Here is a 15,019-nt window from a genome sequence, read left to right on the forward strand (position 1 = left end):
CATTCTGTTGACATGACGCGTGTGCTCCTTCTTGAGAATCCTCACTCAGTTGCTGACTCGATCTATGAAGCCGCAGGGGTGGAGGTCATCCGCTACACCGGTGCCCTCGACGAAGACGAGCTGATCGAGGCCCTCAAGGGCGTTCACTATCTGGGTATCCGCTCCAAAACCGATGTCACGCGCCGCGTGCTGGAAGCTCATCCTCAGTTGCGGGCTATCGGCGCTTTCTGCATTGGCACCAATCAGATTGATTTGGCTGCTGCCACGGAGCTTGGTATCGCCGTGTTCAATGCGCCGTATTCCAACACCCGTTCAGTGGTGGAGCTAGCCGTGGGTGAGATTATTGCGCTCACTCGCCGGATCACCGTGAAGAACTCCCGTCTACACCGAGGCATTTGGGATAAGTCCGCAGACGGCGCGCACGAGGTTCGCGGGCAGACTCTGGGCATTATTGGCTACGGCAATATCGGTAAACAGTTGTCTGTGTTGGCTGAAGCTATGGGCCTCAATGTCATCTTCTACGACACCGCTGAACGCCTAGCCCTGGGGAATGCCACCCAGATGCCAACAATGGAGGCGGTTTTACGTGAAGCTGACATTGTGTCCATCCATGTTGATGGCGGCGCAGCAAATGCGAATCTCTTTGGTGCCGCCCAGTTTGCTCAGATGAAGCCCGGCGCATTGTTCATTAACCTGTCGCGCGGTTTCGTGGTGGATCTGGATTCTTTGCGGGAGAATCTCGTGAATAAGCACCTGGCTGGTGCGGCCGTGGATGTTTTCCCGGAAGAGCCCAAGGCTAATGGCGATCCTTTCGAGTCGCCTTTAGCTGGTCTGGACAATGTCATTTTGACCCCACACGTTGGTGGTTCCACAGAAGAAGCCCAGCGTGACATTGGCCGTTTTGTGGCGGCTAAAATGTGCGACTTTATGCGCACGGGTTCAACAGATATGAGCGTGAATCTGCCGAATCTACAGCTCCAGCCCAGTGCTTCTAGCCGCTACCGTATTCGTCTTGTTCACAACAACACTCCCGGTGTGCTCGCAACGATTAACCGTATTTTTGCGGAGTCGGGCGCCAATATTGACGGCCAGATCTTGGCAACGGCTGATGCTATCGGCTATGTGCTGACTGATATTTCCTCCGAGATTCCCTGCGAGGCCATTGAAGCCATTCGCTTGCTGGAGGACACCGTGCGTCTGGATATTTCCGCTCTGGATGGTTCTGTGCCCACCCCCTGCGGGCAACGCTAAGGCACGTTGAACGCAAGAAGGGGCGCCCCGGCATGTACCGTAAGAGCGCCCCTTCTTGCTGCAAAGCTGGTCATATCACTGGGCCGACGTGATTGGGCTGGGGCGAGCGAAGGCCTCTAGGAATCAAGCAAACTCGGCATCGAATCCTGGTCTGTTTTCTTACGAGGCGCGCGCCTCTTTCGGGGAGTTTTGGCCGCGCTTGCCTGCGCGTCGCTTTTTCCTTCTGCAGTTTTCGGCGTAGTTGACTTGCTGCGGCCTTTCGCTGTCCCCTTCGCACCTGCTTTTGTGGTCTTTCTTGCAGAGCGTGTCGCGGGAGCCGTGCTGGAGGAGGCTTGCGCGTCAGCCAAGGCACCAGAGCCTGCCTGATTAACGCTGTCTACGGGCTTGTGAGCGTTTGTCTGGTTGTTATCGTCTTGGATCTCTTTGGAAGCAGATGATCGTGGTGCTTTCGAGGTCTTTCGGAGTTCTGTGATCGCAGCTTCGAAATCATCAAGATCGTTAAAGCTCAGGTAGACGGAAGCGAAGCGAAGGTAGGCGATCTCATCAAGCTCAGCAAGGAAGGGCAAAATGGCTCTACCAACTTCATCCGAGCTGACGTTAATCACGCCCGATGTGCGGAGTTTTTCTTCGACTTGCTGGGCAAGGCGTGCAAGGTCATGCTCGTCAACGGGGCGCCCTTGGCAGGCTTTCATGACGCCTTGGACCACCTTATTGCGTGAGAAGGGCTCAACCACACCCGAACGCTTCACCACTTGGAAAGAGGATGTTTCCAAGGTGGTGAAGCGGTGCTTGCAGGCCGTACATTCACGGCGCCGACGAATGGAGGCACCATCATCAGCGATTCGGGTATCCACAACACGCGAATCGGGACTCTGGCAAAACGGGCAATGCACGCGGGGCCTCCTGACACTGTTCAGGAATACGCTACGGTTCGCGTGCGCGAGATGCAACATTGCCCACGCACCATTAACAGTGGTGCGCGAGTTTATGGCGCTTTTACGCCCTTTTTAGCGTGTGGGGAGAATCAGCGATTGTCCGGGCACAAGTCCGGCATCGAGATCGTTCATGCGTTCAATATCCAAAACGACCTCTTCGAGGGGACGCTCTGAAGCAACCGCAGCCGCCAAAGACCACACCGAATCCCCTGCCACAACACTGTGTTCGATGGTGGGACCAGCATAGGGCGCTGGCTGAAGGGAAAGCCCCAAAGCGGCGGCACCTACGATGGAAGCAGCGAAGAGAACGCCGTATGTCATGGAGCGCAAGAAAGATGCCGGGCGATGAGCCTGAGCAGTGGCAGGCTGTGCTGCTACGGCCGCAGAGCGGGCGCGCATGCGAGAAGAAGCGAGCACCGGGCGACGGCGCATTGCCGGATCTTCAGCGAGTAGTCGGGCTCGACGCAGGCGTGCTGAGGGTGCCTGAGAGATCGGGGTGACGGTGGCAAGTGTTGGGGAGGCGTGTGTACCACCCACGATGCGTAGTGGAGCAACCTGAGACTGTGCCTGCTGACCTTGCATCATGTGACGCTGTGCGGTTGCGTTGCTCATGACGAGCCCCTTTCCTATCAATCGAACACCTGTTCGTCGAACACATGTACGATAACATGCGAATGATCCGATGTCGAGAACCTCTCGAACATATGTTTCACTTCTCGGCTTTTGTGCCGTAGGCTGTATCTCAAGGACGGAGCCTCGGCGGATGTCTCTACTACACCAAGACCACCCCGTATTTGCGTGAATACCCAGGTCGGAGCACATATACGGACCGACATCAGCAGGCTTGCCTCTCTCACCGTTAAGGAGCGGATATGACCTCAACACCAGAGCTCACACCCCGTCAGCTCTCCATCCTGACGGTCGTCCACGAAGCTGTGTCCTCCCAAGGATTCCCACCCTCCGTACGCGAAATCGCTACCGCTGTGGGGTTGGCATCTCCTTCGACGGTAAAACACCACCTTGATGCCTTAGAAGAAGGTGGCTACCTGCAACGAGTCCCTGGCCGCCCTCGCGCAATGGAACTATCCGAGCAGGCAAAGGCACTGCTCGGCTTTGAAACCCCTCCCCCTCCAAGCGCGCCAGCCCACAACACCGATGCGCCTTTAGCGAAGGTCGTCACTATAGAGCTTCCTGCGACCCACGCTGACGGTGACGCATCAGCGGTTCCCCTTGTAGGGCGCATCGCAGCAGGCTCACCTATTACCGCAGAACAATACGTCGAAGATGTCTTTGAACTCCCCACACGCCTGACCGGCTCGGGCACACTGTTCATGCTTGAAGTCAGCGGCGACTCCATGGTGGATGCGGGCATTCTTGACGGTGACTTCGTCGTCGTCCGCTCTCAGGCCACCGCCCATGAAGGGGAAATTGTCGCTGCCATGATCGACGGCGAGGCAACCGTGAAGGTTTTGTCGCGGGCTGATGGACACGTCTGGCTGCTGCCTCGTAACGAGGATTACGCGCCGATCCTTGGTGATGAGGCAACCATCCTTGGCCGCGTCGTCACCGTGTTGCGCTCGCTGTAGGACCGCCTTTCGCTCCGCCTTATGCCGCTTGCTTGAGTAGCGCGCGAGGTAGCGCTGCAGGCGCTGGGCTTGAAAGAGCACCACAGACGCCAATGCCAACGCCAACGCCGGCGCCGACGTCAAGAAAGCGTCGTAGGCGCTGGTGCTAGAGCTATCCGAACGCCAGGATGACGCTCCCCTCAGTCGAGGCCTTCTCTTAGTCGCGCCAGCGCTCCCAATGCTGTGTCTTTATTCTGTGTTGGCCACATTGGCGGCATAGAGGCGCGGATATAGGAGCCGTATTTCTTTTCAGTGAGACGTCGATCCAGTACAGCGACCATTCCCCGGTCCTCGTGAGAGCGCAGGAGACGTCCTGATGCCTGCGCCATCATCAGCGCGGCGTGAGTCAGACTCACGGCGTAGAAGCCTGACTGACCGCGCCGCTCAGCGTCGCGTGCGCGCGCCTGAGCAACCGGATCATCGGGACGAGGGAAGGGAATACGATCAATAACCACCAGGCGGCAAGCAGGTCCGACCACGTCCACGCCTTGCCAGAAGGTCATGGTGCCCACCAGACAGGAATCACGGTTGTCGCGGAAACGCTGAACGAGGGCGGCAACGCTTTCCTCCCCGTGGACGAGGATCTCAAAGTCGGTGTTCTCCCTCAATGCTGCCGCACCAGCTTCAACCCCTCGCCACGAAGAAAAGAGTGCGAGGACGCCACCCCCACTGGCATTGGCCAGATCAACGAGCTCACGTAGGGCAGCCTCGGAGGGCCCCTGTGGGCCGGGCTCTGGCAGATGGGTGGGCAGGTACATAATGCCCTGCTTGTCGGGCTCAAAGGGGGTTCCCACGTCAATGCCTCGCCAGGGGCGAGAGGACACCTTTAATCCCGTTTGGTAGGCGATTGTCTCAAAGGAGTTCCCCAGGGACAGCGTGGCGGAGGTCAGGATTGCTGGCCGATCTCCCAGGGCAACCGTTCCCAGGGGGAAGGCCACATCCAGGGGGGCGATAATGAGCTGAGGCGCTCCGATCTCGCCATCTCTCCATGGCCGATTCACCCAGGTGATGGAATGCTCAGCGGGCCGTGACCATGCGTCCAGGACGCCCAGGAGTTCTTCGAGGGCAGCCCGCGCAAGCTGCTTGGCGGCAGCCTCTCCCCCGCCTTTGCTCACCTGCGAGAGGCAGTCCCGTACAGCTCCGTCCAGGGCGTGCATGGCGGCGTCGAGATTATCGGGACGGTTGAGAATCAGACCATCGTCAAGGGTTTCAAGGATGGCACCGATAGCGGTGGCCGCTTCTTCGAGAGCTTGCACGTCGGCTTTGACCTGCGTGCGAGCGGTGCGAGCAACCCGCATGAGGGAACCCAAGGAGATTTCCTGGCTGGCCTGGTCGCGCACGCGCTCGGCGAGTTCATGCGCCTCGTCGACAATCATCAGATCAATCTCAGGGAAAATATCTCCCTCACTGGTGGCGTGGATTCCAAGCAGTGAGTGGTTCGTGATGATGAGATCGGCTTCTTGGGCATGGTCGCGGGCTGCCTGGGGGAAACATTCATCGAGCATGGGGCATGACTTGCCCAGGCACTCGCGACGTTGCAAGGAGACGTGCCGCCAGGCCCGATCGGACACGCCTGGGACGAGGTCATCGCGATCGCCTGTTTCGGTGGTTTTCGCCCACTGTCGAATCCGCATGATTTCGCGGCCCAGGGGCGAGGACGGCTGATCAAAGATGGCGTCGGCGCCGTCAAAGAGCGTGCCTTCTTCACCGGGGTAGCCACCTGTGAGTTTGTGGAGGCACAGGTAGTTCGCCCAGCCTTTGAGGAGGGCGACGTCCATCGTTCGCCCGGTGGTGTGAGCAATAGCGTCGACCACCGTGGGGGCATCTTTGACGAGGATCTGGCGTTGCAATGCCAGGGTCGCTGTCGAGATGAGCGCACGCTTATGATCGAGCGCACTGTAGGTCAGTGCTGGAACGAGGTATCCGAGGGATTTACCTGTTCCTGTTCCTGCCTGAACGAGCAGATGCTCAGCCTTTTCTATAGCCGCGCAGCTTTGGGTAACCATCTCGATCTGCCCCGCGCGGGTGGAGCCTCCCATCGACTCCACCACCCGGGTGAGGGTAGCCAGGGCAATGCGCGTCAGCTCAGTGTCGTGGGTTTCCTCGTCTGCATCAGCGATGCTTTCACTCGCAGGCGCGGCTTCGCCACCAGGAGCAGCCTCCTGTCCTGGAGCACCTGCTTCTGCATCTGCTGTCACAGCATTGTGCGCTGGCGGAGCAGTATCTGATGGCGTGAGTGTGTCCTCAGCCATGCACGGCAGCTTCCTTCAACCGCGCGGCCAGGGCCTCATCGACGCGGGCGACGATATGCGTGCCCTCTCCCACGTATTCTTCACTGACAATCTCGCCATCTTCGTGCGCCTCGTGGATGAGTGCACCGTAAGAGTAGGGAATGACAAGGTCAACGGTCACGCGAGGTTGCGGCAGGAGGTCTTGGATGCGTAGCTGCAGTCCCTCGATTCCTAGGCCCGTGTATGCCGAGACAGCGACAGATTCTGGGAAGGTGGTGCGCAGTAGTGCCAGTTGTTCAGGTGTTGCCAGGTCAGCTTTGTTGAGCACAATGAGCTCAGGAATGTCACGCGCGCCTTCGATCGTGTCAAAGACGAGGTGCACGGCGGCGACCTGACCAACAGGATCAGGGTGAGCGGCGTCCACGACGTGGAGGATAAGGTCAGCCTCAGCGACCTCTTCCAGGGTGGAGCGGAAAGCCTCGACAAGTTGGGTGGGCAGGTGGCGGACGAAACCGACGGTGTCTGACAGGGTGTAGACGCGCCCATCAGGGGTAGTGGAGCGACGTACGGTGGGATCAAGGGTGGCAAAGAGTGCATCTTCAACCAGCACTTCAGCGCCGGTAATGCGGTTAAGCAGGGTGGATTTTCCAGCATTCGTATAGCCGGCGATTGCGACCGAAGGAACGCCTCCCTTCCGACGGGAGGCCCGCTGGGTGCGACGGGAGGGCTCCATTTCACGAATTTGCTGGCGTAGTTTAGCCATACGGGTGCGGATACGGCGGCGATCAAGTTCGATCTTGGTTTCACCGGGACCACGCGAGCCGATACCTTCACCGCCGGCGACTCGGCCACCAGCCTGACGTGACATGGATTCACCCCAACCGCGCAGGCGTGGCAGGAGGTATTCAAGTTGAGCCAGTTCAACCTGGGCCTTACCTTCACGCGACTTGGCGTGCTGAGCAAAGATGTCCAGGATCAGTGCGGTGCGGTCAACGACCTTGACCTTCACGACGTCTTCTAAACCACGGCGTTGGGAGGGGGCAAGCTCGCCGTCAACAATGACCGTGTCAGCGCCGGTGTCTTTGACGATATCCGCCAGGTCATGGGCCTTACCTTTGCCCAGGAAGGTCGCAGGGTCAGGATGAGGGCGGCGTTGGATGAGGGCATCAAGGACTTCCGAGCCTGCGGTTTCAGCCAGGGCTGCGAGCTCACGCAGGGATACCTCGGCTTCCTCTTGGGTGCCTGTGGTACGCAGGCCCACCAGGACCACGCGTTCAAGTCGGATTTGACGGTATTCGACCTCGGAAATGTCTTCGAGTTCGGTGGAACCAGATCGGGTACGTCGCGTGCCGGCGCGGGCCTCGCGTTCGAGAGCGCCAGCGTCTTGTTCGCGATTGTGGTCCACAGTGGAGGCAAGTGCCGTGCCTTGACGGGCGAGGACGCGGGCGACAACATCCTCAGCGCGTTGGATGTGGTCCACACCGTCGCCACCTGCACCCGCCTGGCGGGCGGACTCGTCGAGGGTGGCGGCGTTGCGTGCGTCGTCACCGGTGGTGGGGGTGGTGTGGGACATGCATTTCCTCCAATAGTGAGCCGCTCTCCAGGTGCATGCTGGTCAGGTGCCGGACATGTGTGGGCGTGCTCGTCGTGTACAGCGTGTGGTGTGCCCGCGTTGTTGTGTCGCAAACACGTCCTCTAGTGTCGCATGGGTGCCCCGCATTTGAGTGATCCACCCGGTGTGAGATCAGCAGAGAAACTGCGCAAAGCGGGTTGATACGCCCCTGGATGCACAGGCGGGAGCGCAAGGCGTGGAGTAGGTAGGCAGAAATATGCTGAGTCCTGCATCTTCGGGACGAGGTTGTCCCGCGCTGGCTGGTAGCGACACGTCGAAAGGGAGGCAAGGACAGCGAGAAGGGGTGGTTAGAGAAAGGAAGGTACAGAAGGCACGGCGAAGGAAAGGGCACGGTCAAGGAAAAACTCCCCGTGAAGGAAAAACTCACAGTGAAGTAGGCTTAGGGACGTGGAACAGCAGTATTTTTCGGATCACACCCCCGCCAACGAGGATGACCTTCGCCTCCTGACCTTTACCGCCCGCGGACATGACCTACAAATGTGGGTGTCCGACAAGGTTTTTTCAGGCTCGCGTCTGGACTTGGGCACTCGTCAGCTTCTGGCTGAGGCTCCCGAGCCTCCCGCATCTGGCCGTTTCCTTGACCTGGGCTGCGGGTGGGGTCCGATTGCTGTGACCTTGGCCTGTGAGTCTCCCGATGCTGAAATCTGGGCCGTCGATGTCAATACCCGTGCCATGGATCTGACCATCCGTAATGCCGCGGTCAACGGCGGTGCGAATATTCACGTGATCCCTGCTCCTGACGCATTGGAGAAGGCTCGTGCTGAGGGCACGCGTTTTGACCTCATCTGGTCAAACCCTCCGGTTCGTGTCGGGAAGGAAGCCATGCATGCGATGCTCACCGATTGGCTGAGCCTCTTGGCCGAGGATGGCCGCGCCTACCTGGTTGTCCAGCGCAATCTTGGCGCTGATTCGCTCATTGCTTGGCTCAATGAGCAGGGCTTCCCTTCAGCAAAGATTGCCTCCAAGAAGGGGTATCGCATTATCGAGGTCAAGGCGCGCCGCTAAATCGGTAGCCTGGCCTGTGACACGCGCGTCAAACTCGTTGTCCTCCGCCGACGCACTAACGCGCTCTACAGATACAGATCCCTTCACGATGCCTGCGGCAGAGCGACCCAGCTCCGGGGAATGACACAGCTCCCGGGACTACTGCACCTGGGGTGGTGGCCCCAGAATAGGCTGTTTCAGAGCGCGCTGAGGATAATCTCAGCCACCGGTGTGGCCGGGCCCGACAGGTAGACAGGAGTGTCCGGCGAGAGCCGAATATGTCCATCCGCGTCGCGTTCGACAACTCCTTCACAGTCCACAACGACTCGCCCACCGGGAATGTCGATGACCCACGAGGTCGGTACGGCATCGGCCTCGTCGCCTGATGCGCTGGCTGCCATGGTGGCGGCCACGGCGGCAGCGCAGCACCCCGTGCCACAGGAGGCCGTTTCCCCTACCCCACGCTCAAGGACACGCATGAGCAGGTGCCCGCGCGCAGTCCCGGCCTCGCCGCCATCCTGCGACAGCACCGAAGGCTGAGAGGCGTCGGCCGGTTCGGGCATATTGGCTTCGCGAACAATCATTTCCAGGTTCACCCCCGCCTCGGGCGCGGGCGTGTAGGTCGCGCGGATGGGCGCGGGAGCCTCGTCATTGTCAACAGTCGGCAGGATTGCCCCGCGCAGTGTTTCTGCGCTGTCCAGGACGATCACCGCATGCGGGTTAGGCATGGCAATGCGCGTTGCGCTGAAAGTGCCGGGTACTCCCACTACCTGTACATTCATGTCGCCAAGGCCGCTCAAAACGGCTGGCCCCATATTCACGCGATACCACACGCCGGACTCTGCATCGTCACCAAAGGCGGGGGCGGAAATCACGTCCACCTTACGCGTGCCACCACGGGTGTCGATCGTGAGGCTCTCCCCCACCTGCAGGTCAACGAAGCCGCGTCGGCGCAGGTGATCAACAAACACGCGCACCCCATTACCGCACATTTCAGCGATGGAGCCGTCCGCATTACGGTAATCCATGAACCACACACCCTCGCGCTGCATGACGCGGATAACGCCATCGGCACCGATTCCTGTGCGCACGTCGCAAAGGCGCGCCACCATCTGAGCTGTCAGGTCAAGTGCTCCTTCAGGGTCATCAATAAGGATGAAGTGGTTGCCAGTACCGTGGGCCTTCCACATGCGAGGCCGTGCGGGTTCATGTTCCATGCAACCACGCTAGTGCAGATATGCCGCGGCTGGCGAGGACGTTCGCGCAGTGGCTGGAATGGCGAGCGTGGAGGGATGAGCGGAATGGAGGAATAGGGAGCGCAGAGAGTTGGGCGGACGGCGCTGTCGCTTCTGCTCGCACCTATGAGCAGTGACGTATCCTTGGCTATACGACCTTCCGTGCCGTCCTCGATATGGTGGCGCGGTTTTCGTGCCTCGTGATGAAGGATGTCACCATGCCGGTTTTAGCTGAGCTTTCGCCCATTGCGCAGCAGCTCCTTGCCTTAACGGTGTGCTTCCTGCTGTGCACGCTACTGGGCGTGGAGCGCCAGTTCCACCACAAGAACGCGGGCGTGAAAACGCATGTGCTGGTGGGTATGGGAGCTTGCGTGTTCACGCTGATTTCCGCCTACGGTTTTGCGCCCCTTCAAGGCGGCGCGATGGCCACTGATCCTGCGCGTATTGCCGCCCAGATTGTCTCAGGTATCGGTTTTATTGGCGCTGGCGTGATTTTCGTCAACAATGATGCGGTGCGAGGGTTGACCACCGCCGCTACCGTGTGGCTCTCGGCTGCGCTCGGCATGGCCTGCGGTGCTGGCATGTTCCACATTGCCTTTTATGCGTTGTTCCTGCACTACCTGGTGGTATTCGCTATTGGTCCGTTGATGAATCGCCTCCCCAGCGCCAACCGGAATATGCGCACCGTCATTGAATACGAATCAGGGCATGGTGTCATGCACCGCATTTTGGCGACGGCCTCCGAGCAGGGCTACACCGCGGTTGTCACCTCCACAGCTCATATTGAGACTGAGGAAGGTCGAGGCATGAGGGTGGTCATGAAGTTTGACGGCCCCCACCCGCAGCGCCAACTCATGTCCTCCCTTGCGGCGATTCCGAAGGTTCACGCAGTCGATCAGATCGACCGTAATGACCTGGATTGATGGAGTGAGTCCTCACCGTTAAGTAGCCGTTCGAGCTGCCAACGCCGAGAAACCAGTTCTCGTTGAACAGCGCGAAGCACGGAGCCGGTGAATGGAAGCTGCTCCCAGTCGACTGACGACGCTGCGCGAAGGGCGCGGGCAAAGATCTTTGGAAGGGATTTTTCGGGTAGCCCAAGGGTGTCAGCGAAACCTCGCCAATGGTCGAGTTTGAGCTTCTTTCTTCGCCCCTGAATACTTAGTGCCATCTCATCATCACCATAGACAAGGGTGCACGGCAGGTCATACATAGGCGCAATCTCCCACCCGCTCCGCCCGTGAAGAATGGAGAGGTTTTTGGCATGCACGTCGCCATTACCGGTCAGCCAGGCGTAGAGGAATTGCAGATAGAGGTTACGTCGGGCTGCAGCTTGGCCAGCGCACAGGTGCGATAGCGCCTCACTCACATCCTCACTCGTCACCTCGTACTTCATCGCTGGTGCAATATCCATGACCTGAGCGGCGTCCTCGCAAGCAATTTTCATTACCTGACCGTCCACGCAGGCACGGTCGAAACGCTCAACGAAGAGGGCACTTTCCCCCCGTGAATCGTGCACGATTTCCGCCCGAGCGACAGGTATACCGAGTTTACGTGCGGCCTGGAGATGCTGAAACTCGTTAGCAGTGAGGGCCATGTAGCGCGGTGGATCGAGCTTAATAATGCCTTCCCGAGGGCACTGCGCTGTCTGAGATGCGTCTTTCCTGCGCACGCGGGCCGGAACAGAGATCATGGATGCCGATGCCTTCTCTTGCACTCCAGGAAGCGAACGACGATCAACCTGTGTCAGCAGATCATCAAAGACCATCTCGCTCAGGCTCTCATGCACCAGAGGTTCCACATTGTGCAGGTTGTGGCCATGAGGCACGACCTGCACGTCGCCCGGCACATCTGCGCCAACCTCAAGGAGGAGTCCGAGTTCATTACTCAGACTCTGTTTGGAATGCTGCTTGAGGCGTTCTAGACGCGCTCCTTCAGGGAGGAGTCCTGTGAAGAAGACGGGGAGGGCTCCATGAGGCGAGAGGATGTCGCTGTCATTTACTGGAAGAGTGGTTGCAATAGGAGGACCGTCATAGTCGCGTACGTAGCGAAAGATCGTATCCCCTGCAACAGTACGGGTGATGTGGGCAGCAAGCTGTCCTGCCTTGTAGACATCGGCTGCGGGTGTGATGCTCATGGTGTATGCACTTCCCAACGCACCCCTACTGCTTGGGCAGAGCGAAGAACAGAGTCAAAGGAAACCCCTGTTTTCCCCTGCTCAATGCTGCGCATCGTGCGGTCTGAAACGCCAATGAGTTCGGCGAGTTCCTCCTGTGTCATCCCCAGGTGGCGGCGGGCAGCACGGATTGCCGAACCAACGTGCTGGGCGAATGCCTCATGCTGAGCGGGTTTTACAGTCACGATTCCCCTCCCTCCTGAAGAAAGTCTTCGGAAAAATACTTCCGCTACATGGAGAATAGCGGACTTAGCTAGTCAGAAACAAGAGTTTCGGAATTATTATTCCGAAAGCAGTCGTCAAATGCCCCCTAGAGCCAAGAAAGAAAGAAAACGGAAAAATTATTCCGCCACCATTGAAGTTTTGCGACTACTCCCACCCCAGGCGGGCGAGCTCGGCCTCGACAATCCCCTCGGCCGCCCGACGCAAACGCTCCCCATCACAGGTGGGGAAGGGCGCTCCCCCACCTCGGACAGCATCGGCGTCAATCCACACGACGCGCGGATCAGGGCGCAGCCACTTCACCTGGCGTCGAGCCAACTGGCGCGTCGCCAACGCCACCGACTCGATCGCCTCGGGAACACTCATCTCACCATCAATGACGGCGATCGCCTGAGCATAACCTGTGGCGCGAGAAGCCGTCTTTGCCTCGCGCAACCCCTCATCAAGCAGGGCACGGGTTTCCTCAATCAACCCCTGCTCAAACATTAGCCGCGTACGCACAGCAATACGCGCATCCAGATCCGCCATATCCCAGCGGATAGCGACCATAACCGCCGGGTGAATGAACTCATGGCGCGGCATATTGGCCGAAAAGGGCTTTCCGGTCAGCTCGATTACCTCAAGAGCGCGCACAATCCTGCGGGCATTGTGCGGATCAATCCGCTCGGCAGCAACGGGATCACGTTCACGTAGGCGCTCATGCAAACCACGCGACCCTAATGGCCCCTGCGCTTCGGCCTCCAGTCGAGCGCGCACCGCCGGATCAGTCCCCGGGAAATCAATAACATCGAGCAAAGCCCGCTGATACAAGCCAGATCCACCGGCCACAACAGCCACATTCCCACGCGCATGAATAGCCGCAATATCAGCCCTGGCCGCCTGCTGATAGGCCGCTACCGAGGCCTCCTGGCGCACGTCCAGCACGTCAATCTGGTGATGCGGGATACCGCGGCGTTCCTCCACGGGCGTCTTAGCTGTGCCAATGTCCATGCCTTGGTAGAACTGCAGCGCATCAGCGCTCACGAGTTCACCTGCCTCTGCTCCCATGATCGCAGGCAGGGATTCGCACAGGTCAAGAGCAAGGTCGGATTTCCCTGAAGCAGTTGGCCCAACCACGGCCACAATCAGCTCATGCGGGCGGATTTCAGTAGCGGTCATCATCTTCTCAACGCGCGCAACACGCAGCTCAGGCGCTCGGCGGCCCAACACGCAGGGTGGGAATCCCCAGGCCCACGCGGTTGTCCTCTTCCTTCTTCTGACGCGCCTGCCAGGCATCCCCCGCGCGAGTACGACGCAGCTCGAAAAGGCCACCCTCCAACGCAGAATCAGCCAGCAGGTGGTGGGGAGCGCCGTAAGTGACGGTCGCACGCACCATGTCACCAGGACGAGGGCGGTCCTCCTCGGCCATACCCTCTGGCAGGGCCACGTGAACCAGGCGGTTATCACGGGCGCGGCCCGAGATACGCTGAGTTGCACCGTCCTTACGGCCTTCACCCTCACCGATCAGGACCTCAACGGTGGTACCAGCCAAAGCGGCGTTATCCTCGGCGCAGATGCGCTCTTGCAGGGCAATCAGACGCTTATAGCGCTCCAAGGCAACATCATCGGGCACCTGATCTTCACGGTCAGCAGCAGGGGTGCCAGGGCGCGGCGAGTAGAGGAAGGTGAAGGCCGACGAGAAGCGAACCTCTTCCACAACCTCCAGCGTCTGCTGGAAGTCCTCTTCGGTCTCGCCGGGGAAACCCACAATAATGTCAGTGGTGATAGCCGCGTCGGGGATGGCGGCACGCACACGCTCCAGGATGCCCATGAAGCGCTCGCGCCGGTAGGAGCGGCGCATCTGGCGCAGCACCGCATCCGAACCTGACTGCAGAGGCATATGCAAGCTGGGCATGACAGTGGGCGTTTCGGCCATCGCGGCAATAACATCGTCGGTGAAAGCAGCCGGGTGGGGCGAGGTGAAGCGCACACGTTCCAAGCCCTCAATCTCACCTACTGCGCGCAGAAGCTTGGCAAAAGCACCACGGTCACCAAAACCCACACCATAGGAGTTCACGTTCTGCCCCAGCAGGGTCACTTCGATGGCCCCCTGATCGACGACAGCCTGCACTTCAGAAAGGATGTCGCCGGGACGGCGGTCGCGTTCCTTTCCGCGCAGGTGAGGCACGATGCAGAAGGTGCAGGTGTTATTGCAGCCCACAGAGATTGACACCCAGGCCGCAAAAGCGGATTCACGGTGGGTGGGCAGTGTGGAGGGGAAGACCTTGAGGGCTTCTTCAATCTCCACAGCGGCCTCGCGGTTATGTTCGGCGCGGCGCAGCAGAGCAGGGAGCACGTCAATATTGTGGGTGCCGAACACGGCATCCACCCACGGTGCCTTTTCGATAATGCCATCGCGCATCTGCTGGGCAAGGCAGCCGCCCACAGCGATCTGCATGCCCGGACGTTCACGCTTGACAGCGGCAAGCTGACCGAGGTTGCCAAAAAGTCGGGTGGCGGCATTTTCACGCACGGAGCAGGTGTTGATGACGATGACGTCAGCGCCCATGTCGCCAGCGTCGGTGGCGCGCGCGGCGGCCTCGGGAACCTGGGAGACGGGAACGAGGCCTTCTGCTTCAAGCAGGCCAGCCATGCGTTCGGAGTCATGCTCGTTCATCTGGCAGCCCAGGGTGCGCACAGCGTAGGTGCGGGGCGTGGAAGAAGTTGGTGTAGTGCTCATCGTCTGGACAG

The 15,019-nt window shown here is 59.6% G+C and carries 13 protein-coding genes; 4 read left to right on the forward strand and 9 right to left on the reverse strand.

All coding sequences use genetic code 11. From position 1 onward, the window contains the following. The first annotated feature begins 12 nt into the window (after positions 1–12). Positions 13–1,251: a phosphoglycerate dehydrogenase gene (gene serA / locus EII11_RS01910; RefSeq protein ID WP_124867986.1), complete on the forward strand. Its 1,239-nt coding sequence runs from the start codon at positions 13–15 to the stop codon at positions 1,249–1,251. 116 nt (positions 1,252–1,367) lie between these two features. Here the strand turns inward: serA and nrdR are convergent, their stop codons facing one another. After that, positions 1,368–2,105 carry a transcriptional regulator NrdR gene (gene nrdR / locus EII11_RS11035; RefSeq protein WP_476707464.1) on the reverse strand — a complete coding sequence of 246 codons (738 nt, stop codon included), beginning with the start codon at positions 2,103–2,105 and terminating at the stop codon, positions 1,368–1,370. 153 nt (positions 2,106–2,258) lie between these two features. Then, a complete protein-coding gene (locus EII11_RS01920; RefSeq protein WP_124867988.1) occupies positions 2,259–2,798 on the reverse strand; it encodes a LysM peptidoglycan-binding domain-containing protein in 540 nt (179 codons plus the stop codon). Between the two features lie 260 nt (positions 2,799–3,058). Here EII11_RS01920 and lexA point away from each other — a divergent pair, with 260 nt between their 5' ends. Then, positions 3,059–3,772 (forward strand): transcriptional repressor LexA, encoded by a 714-nt coding sequence (gene lexA / locus EII11_RS01930; RefSeq protein WP_124867992.1) that lies wholly within the window; start codon positions 3,059–3,061, stop codon positions 3,770–3,772. Positions 3,773–3,951: 179 nt separating this feature from the next. Here lexA and EII11_RS01935 read toward each other — a convergent pair whose 3' ends face one another. Both EII11_RS01935 and hflX read right to left on the reverse strand, forming a co-directional pair. Further along, positions 3,952–5,850 (reverse strand): ATP-dependent DNA helicase, encoded by a 1,899-nt coding sequence (locus tag EII11_RS01935; RefSeq protein WP_420820437.1) that lies wholly within the window; start codon positions 5,848–5,850, stop codon positions 3,952–3,954. Between the two features lie 205 nt (positions 5,851–6,055). After that, positions 6,056–7,615: a GTPase HflX gene (gene hflX, locus EII11_RS01940; protein ID WP_124867996.1), complete on the reverse strand. Its 1,560-nt coding sequence runs from the start codon at positions 7,613–7,615 to the stop codon at positions 6,056–6,058. 447 nt (positions 7,616–8,062) lie between these two features. Between hflX and EII11_RS01945 the strand changes: the two genes are divergently transcribed. After that, on the forward strand, positions 8,063–8,680 hold the full coding sequence (locus EII11_RS01945) for a class I SAM-dependent methyltransferase (RefSeq protein WP_124867998.1): 618 nt from the start codon (positions 8,063–8,065) through the stop codon (positions 8,678–8,680). Between the two features lie 176 nt (positions 8,681–8,856). On the opposite strand, the gene EII11_RS01950 is transcribed toward EII11_RS01945, so the two are convergent. Further along, entirely contained in the window at positions 8,857–9,876 is a 1,020-nt protein-coding gene (locus EII11_RS01950; RefSeq protein ID WP_124868001.1) for a diaminopimelate epimerase, read from the reverse strand. A gap of 236 nt (positions 9,877–10,112) precedes the next feature. Here EII11_RS01950 and EII11_RS01955 point away from each other — a divergent pair, with 236 nt between their 5' ends. Beyond that, positions 10,113–10,817, forward strand: coding sequence for an MgtC/SapB family protein (locus EII11_RS01955; RefSeq protein WP_124868003.1), 705 nt, complete (start codon positions 10,113–10,115; stop codon positions 10,815–10,817). Here the strand turns inward: EII11_RS01955 and EII11_RS01960 are convergent. The 4 genes from EII11_RS01960 to miaB all read right to left on the reverse strand — a co-directional run bounded on the left by EII11_RS01960 (position 10,790) and on the right by miaB (position 15,008). Further along, positions 10,790–12,028, reverse strand: coding sequence for a type II toxin-antitoxin system HipA family toxin (locus EII11_RS01960; RefSeq protein WP_124868005.1), 1,239 nt, complete (start codon positions 12,026–12,028; stop codon positions 10,790–10,792). The two genes, EII11_RS01955 and EII11_RS01960, sit on opposite strands and share 28 nt — an antisense overlap. After that, entirely contained in the window at positions 12,025–12,252 is a 228-nt protein-coding gene (locus EII11_RS01965) for a helix-turn-helix transcriptional regulator (RefSeq protein WP_124868007.1), read from the reverse strand. Before EII11_RS01965 ends, EII11_RS01960 begins: the two co-directional genes overlap by 4 nt. A gap of 184 nt (positions 12,253–12,436) precedes the next feature. Next, positions 12,437–13,447 carry a tRNA (adenosine(37)-N6)-dimethylallyltransferase MiaA gene (gene miaA, locus EII11_RS01970; RefSeq protein ID WP_124868316.1) on the reverse strand — a complete coding sequence of 337 codons (1,011 nt, stop codon included), beginning with the start codon at positions 13,445–13,447 and terminating at the stop codon, positions 12,437–12,439. Between the two features lie 28 nt (positions 13,448–13,475). Then, a complete protein-coding gene (gene miaB / locus EII11_RS01975) occupies positions 13,476–15,008 on the reverse strand; it encodes a tRNA (N6-isopentenyl adenosine(37)-C2)-methylthiotransferase MiaB (RefSeq protein WP_124868009.1) in 1,533 nt (510 codons plus the stop codon). Between the last annotated feature and the right edge of the window lie 11 nt (positions 15,009–15,019).

This window comes from Schaalia canis, assembly GCF_003858455.1.
Lineage (GTDB): Bacteria > Actinomycetota > Actinomycetes > Actinomycetales > Actinomycetaceae > Pauljensenia > Pauljensenia canis.